General features: G+C 65.4%; 3 protein-coding genes. All 3 read right to left on the bottom strand.

Annotated features, from left to right (window positions below):
- Positions 1-813 (bottom strand): ABC transporter permease (locus tag EN738_RS29510; protein WP_145966968.1); only part of this gene is annotated, 813 nt, incomplete at its 3' end.
- Positions 814-1037: 224 nt separating this feature from the next.
- Entirely contained in the window at positions 1038-2690 is a 1653-nt protein-coding gene (locus tag EN738_RS29505) for an ABC transporter substrate-binding protein (RefSeq protein WP_127286725.1), read from the bottom strand.
- Positions 2691-2962: 272 nt separating this feature from the next.
- On the bottom strand, positions 2963-5920 hold a 2958-nt coding region (locus tag EN738_RS29500), incomplete at its 5' end, for a translocation/assembly module TamB domain-containing protein (RefSeq protein ID WP_189606026.1).

Below are 5920 nucleotides of genomic sequence, written 5' to 3'. Positions count from 1 at the left end.
GGTGAACGGCGCGATCAGCGCGTTGCGCAGCGCGTGCTTGACCACCACGCTGCCGAAGGAGAGGCCCTTGAGGCGGGCCGTGCGGATATATTGCTGCGTCATCACCTCGACCATCGAGGCGCGGGTCATGCGGGCAATGTAACCGATGCCGTAGATCGCCAGCGTCATCACAGGCAGCGTGAAATTATAGAAGGTGATGCCCTGGCTAGCCGAGGCGGCCGAGCCGTTCAGCCAGCCGAGCCAGGACGCGAAGATGACGGTGAAGATGACGCCGGAAACATATTCCGGCGTCGCCGTCGACGCGATCGAGGCGACCGACAGCGTGCGGTCGGTGCGCGAGCCCTCGCGCATGCCGGCCAGGATGCCGATCAAGAGCGAGATCGGCACCATCACCGCAAGCACGCATAACATCAGGATGCCGGTGGCGCTGAGCGCCGGGAACAGCTTCGAGGCCACGGTCGTCTTGAACTTGGTCGAACAGCCGAAATCGCCCTGCAGCACGCCGGAGAATGTCGGCTCGACCGGATCGTTGCAGAAGGCGAAACGCTGCGTCGGCTTGCCCGTCGCCGGGTCGGTCACCGGCTGCTTGGGCAGCACGCCCAGCCACTGGCCATAGCGGACGAAGAAATTCTGCCGGTAGCCGTGGTTGACCAGCCAGTCCTCGAGCTGCTCGGCAGATGTGTGCATTTCGGTCTGGCTGATCGCCAACTTCTTCAGGTTCGGGTTGAGATTGATCAGGAAGAAGACGATCAGAGTCAGGCACAGCATCGTCAATGCCATCGTGCCAAGACGCCTGAGGATGAAGGAAAGCATGGCGGCCCCCTGCCGGTCTGGTTGGGGTTGGAGCCTGTCTGCGAACCAGATCGGCCACTAGCGGCCGGGCTGCCTTTCAAACGGACCCTCGGATGCGATCAACCCTGTTTTTCGTTGCACGCCGTTGCCGGAAGAATCCACGCCTTCTCAAGGCGCCGGCTTCCGGTTCCTGCATTGTGCGGGGAGTGAGGGGAAGGGGCAAGCCCCTTCCCCAATCGGTCCGATCACGCCTGGTCGAGCCAGACCTTGCCATAGTCGCGTTCGAAGGTCGGGTGCATCTTGTAGTTCTGCACCGCCTTGACCGAGTGGCTGTAGAGCTTGCGCCAGTAGGGCTGGATGATGACGCCGGAATCCTGCAGGATCTGCTCGATGTCCTTCATCATCTCCTTGCGCTTGGCGGCGTCGGCGACGGCCAGCGCGGCATTGAGCTTGGCATCCCAGTCGGCGTTCGCAAAGGCCGTCTCGTTCCACGCCTCGCCGGAGCGGTAGCCGATCGCGAGCACCTGGACGCCGAGCGGACGCATGTTCCAGTTGGTCATCGACAGCGGATACTTGGTCCAGTCGTTCCAGAACGTCGAGCCCGGCAGCACCGTGCGCTTCACCTTGATGCCGGCGTCGCGCATCTGCGCGGCGATCGCATCGCCGGTGTTCTTGTGCCAGTCCTCGTCGACCGTGATCAGCTCATGCTCGAAGTCGGCCTGGCCGGCTTCCGCCAGCAGTGCCTTGGCCTTGGCCGGATCGCGCGCCACCTTTGCCAGCTCGAAGTATTCCGGATGGATCTGGCAGACGTGATGGTTCTCGGCGACCGTGCCCGCATTGCCGTAGCCGAGCTGGAGGACGACATTGTTGTCGACCGCGAGCTGCAGCGCGTTGCGGACCTTCTGGTTGTCGTAAGGCTTGTTGTTGACGTTGGTGCGGCACACGATGGTCGACGCCGTCACCACTTCGGACTTCACCAGGTCCATGCCGTCGAGGATCGACACATAGTCGGCCGAGGTCTCGAAATTGGTGTGGACTTCGCCCGCCTCGAAGGCGCTGACCATGGCCGCCGGATCGGTGCCGTAGTCGATGAACTCGATGCCGTCGAGGAAGACTTCACCGTCCCACCACTTGTTGTCCTCGCGGCGCTTGTAGACCACCTTCTGGCCGACATCGTAGGACACGAGCTCGAACGGGCCGGTGCCGATCGGGCAGGCCTTGAAGTCGCCGCCCTTCTCGTCGAAGGTCTTGTGGACGATCAGGCCCGGATAGTCGCACATGTTCGGGATCAGGGCGATGTCGGGCTTGCCGAGCTTCAGCTTGATCGTCAGGTCGTCGACCTTGGTGACGGCGCTTTCGTCCAGCTTGTCGTCCTTGACCAGGGTGCCGAGACGGCCAGGCATCGAATTGCCTTCGGCCTTCTTGTCGGCCCAGCGCTTCAGGTTGAAGATGACGTCATCGGCGGTGAAGGCATCGCCGTTCGACCAGGTCACGCCCTTGCGCACATGCAGCGTGTACTCGGTGGCGTCGTCGTTCACGTCCCAGCTTTCCAGCAGATAGGGGCGGAACGTATATTCGGTGGTGTACTTGACCAGCGGCTCGAGCGCCTGGCGCTCGGCATTGGCGATTTCCGACCAGTCGGCCTTGCGCGGATCCTTAGGATCCTTGATCCACTGCGCGACCTTCAGCGTGCCGCCCTTCTTGCCCTGCACGTCCTCGGCCCTTGCCGGGGTCGGATCGGCGAGGCCGAGCATGCCGTAGGCCATCGCCGTGGTGGCGCCGAAGACGCTGGCGAGCGCCAGGAATTCGCGGCGGTCCACCTTGCCTGCCTTGGCTTCTTCGGCCATGGCCAGGATGTGATCCGGAACGCGGTCACCGTTAGATTTGTAGATTGCCATGATTAACTCCCATTGTTGGCTTTCCGCCTTGTAACATTCCGCATCCGGACCGTGATGTCAAAGACGGTCTGGACTGGGAACATGTTGGCGAATGTGCAACTTTGGAAGGAGGGCGGTTCGCGCGATAGCGACAGTCTTGACGCAAATTTGCTACTGCGTCGCAGATTTCATTCGAATATGCGCAAACGAATAAACTGAGACATTCAAGCGGCATAGGACAGCGCCAGCCGCCTGCTGCGATAGCGCCAAAGGCTGCCCTTCCTGCTCCCGCTTCAGTATTCGCGCTCGTAGAAGATGCCGCCCTTGGCTTCGCCGGCATCGGTGGCTTCGCCACGCAGCTTGACGCCGCGCCCGACATTGAGGTCGATCGCCGCCTTGCCGGAACCCGGCTTGTCGCCCTTCTGGATCGTCACATAGGTGCGGTCGTTGAGGTATTTGCCGGCCGAGACGGCGGTGCCGCCCTTCTCGTCGGTGGTCACGTCGAGGTCGTCCACGCCGATCGCGCTGCGCAGGTTCTCGAGCAGCGAGGTCGAGCCGCCGACGCCGGCCAGTTGCGCGGCGGCCTCCGCCAGCTGCGCGATCTGCAGCGGCGACAGGTTCGACATCGAGCGGCCGAAGATCAGCTGCGCCAGCACCTCGTCCTCCGGCAGCGCCGGAACCGAGGAGAAAGTGAATTTCGGGTTGGTCGCCTCGCCCGACACGACGATGGTGACGGTGGCGCTGCTCGTCGTCGTGGTCGCCGTCAGGTTGAGATAAGGCACCAGCGAACCGGAGAAGCCGACCGTGCCTTCGGTGAAGGTCAGCCGCTTGGCGAGAATCGACAGCCGCCCGCGCTGCAGGGTGAAGGTGCCGACCGCATGCGGCGAGGATGCCGGGCCGGTCAGCTTGAGCGAGCCGCCAAGCTCGGCGTCGACGCCCCGCCCCTGGATGAAGATCTGGTTCGGCGCATTGACGGTGACGTCAAGGGCAAGACCGCCGCCGCCGCCGCTGCTGCCGCTGGCTGAAGCCGGGCGCAGCGCCTTGTCCTGTGCGCGCACCGCGGCCGGCGCGCCCTTGTGCTTGACGTTGAGCGCCGCCAGCGAGCCCGGCAGCTTCTCGGGTACGGTGATGACGGTCTTGGCCAGGTTGATGGTGCCCGCGACCACCGGCGCCGAGACGAGCGGCCCCTTGATGGTCAGGTCGCCGCCGAGATTGGCGGTCACCACCCGGCCGTCCGTGTAGCGGCCGTCGGTGAGCTTGACCGAAAGATCGGCCGGGAACCCTTGCGCCGGATTGATGCCGACCGTGCCGCTGGCCGACAGGCTGCCGCGCGTCGACAGCGTGCCGGTCAGGCGATTGATCCTGGCCACGCCGGAGCCGATCGAGACGTCGGCGGCGATATCGTTGACGGCAAGGCCGGAGCGCGCGTCGACCAGCCGGGCGCCCGACGTGCTGACCGTGCCGCCGATGACCGGCGACGTCGCCGGGCCGCGCACCTGGACATTGACGTTGGCGGTGCCGCTCAGCGACAGGCCCTGCGCGGCGAGCTTGGCGGCAAGGAAGGAGAACGGCACCTTGCCGGAGAAGTCGAGTACCAGCGCCGGCGTTCCCGCCGTCGTCACCGAGCCGCCGCCCTTCAGGCCAAGCCCTGCGCCGTCGCTGATGTTGGCGTCGAAGGTGAATTTCTTGCCGGCGAACGTTCCCGACGAGGAAATATTCATGCCGCCGAGGCCGGCGCTCCGCGTCTGCGCGGTCTGCACGCCGCCGGCGTCGATCTTGAAGGCAACCGAGGGATTGGCCGGCGCACCGGTCACCTTGACCGTACCGGAGATGGAACCTGCAGCATCAAGGCCGCGCGAAAAACTGTTGGCGAGCGAAGCCGGCACCTTGGACAGCGCGGCATTGATATCGAGCGCCTGTCCGACCTTGCCGGTCACAGTCGCGGTGCCGCCGCCGAGATTGAGCACCAGCCTGTCCAGGCTCGTCGTGCCGTTGGCGATACTGACCGTCGAGGCCTGCGCGATCGCCGCCTTGATGCCTTGCACGGTCGCCTGACCCGAGGCGAGCTCGATGGTCGTGGTGCCATTCGCCACCTTCACCCGCCCGGCGGCCTTGGCCGGAATATCCTTGACGGTGGCGCCGCCGGAAAAGCCGGTCCAGTCGCCGTCGCGCTTCAGGTCGACATTGATGCCGCTGACCACGGTGCCGCCCGAGGTGACACTGTCGGCGCGGACCTTGCCGGAGATCACCGGGGCGGCCAGGTAATTGGCGACCAGCGCGTCGATGGCGACGTTCCTGGCCGAGAGGTCGCCACGCGAAATTGCGGCGGTCGTCGCCTCGACGGTGACGTTGGGGCCGTTGGCCGTCTTGGTGAAGGCGATGGTGCCGCGCACGTCGCCTTCGGCCTTTTCCAGCGCCAGCGCCGCCAGCGGGCCGATATCGGGCAGGTCGAGCGCGATGGTGCCGGCCGGCACGAAGGCCTCGTCAAGCGCGAGGTCGCCGGAGATCCGGTTCTTGCCGAGCGACAGGAGCAGCCCGTTGATCGCGCTCTTGCCATCGGTTGTCGCCAGCACCGCGCTGCCTTGCAATGCCTGTCCGGCGACATTGCCGGTCAGTTGCACATTCGCGGCCGGGTTGGCGGCATCGGCCTTACCGGTGGCGGTCAGCTTCAGCCCGGTGATCTCGCGCGCCGCTACCGAAAGCCGGTCGCTGTCCACCGTCAACGACAGGTCCGGCGCCAAGCTTGGCCCTTGCGCATTGAGCGCGAAGGCAATCGCGCCCTTGGCGTCCTTCGACAGCAGCGAGATATCGGCCAGCGCGCCCTTGATGTCGGCGCTGAGCTTGTTGTCGGCGAGGCTGGCTTGCCCGTCGGCCGTCAACGCGCCGGAGGCAAGCTTGACCGGATTGATGGTGACGCCGCCATGGGTATCCCGCTTCAGCGTGGCGCTGAGCTGCGTCCGCTCGGCCAGCACGCCGCGCGCGGCCGCCGGCAAAGCCGCCGAGAGGGCGTCCGCCTTAAGGTTGAGGTCGATGGCGCCATCGGCGAACGACACGCGGCCGTTGAAGGCGCTGTCCAGCGCCGCGCCCTGCACCGAGCCGCTGTCGATCGTGATCGCGTCGGCGGCAAGGGTGCCGGCGACCTTGGCGGTGATCTTGCCCGCGATCAGCGGCGCGACCGTCGGATTGTCGAGCCCGATCGTCTCCACCGTCACTGTGCCGGAAATCGGTCCCGTGCGGCTCTTAACCTCGAA

Source organism: Mesorhizobium sp. M4B.F.Ca.ET.017.02.2.1 (assembly GCF_003998955.1).
In the GTDB taxonomy this organism is placed as follows: domain Bacteria; phylum Pseudomonadota; class Alphaproteobacteria; order Rhizobiales; family Rhizobiaceae; genus Mesorhizobium; species Mesorhizobium abyssinicae.
The sequence above is the reverse complement of the archived record's forward strand: the minus strand, read 5'-3'. Positions and strand labels throughout refer to the sequence as shown.

Excerpts from the sequence above, each read along its gene's own strand:
- EN738_RS29505 (WP_127286725.1), bottom strand. The coding sequence starts at position 2,690 with ATGGCAATCTACAAATCTAACGGTGACCGCGTTCCGGATCACATCCTG.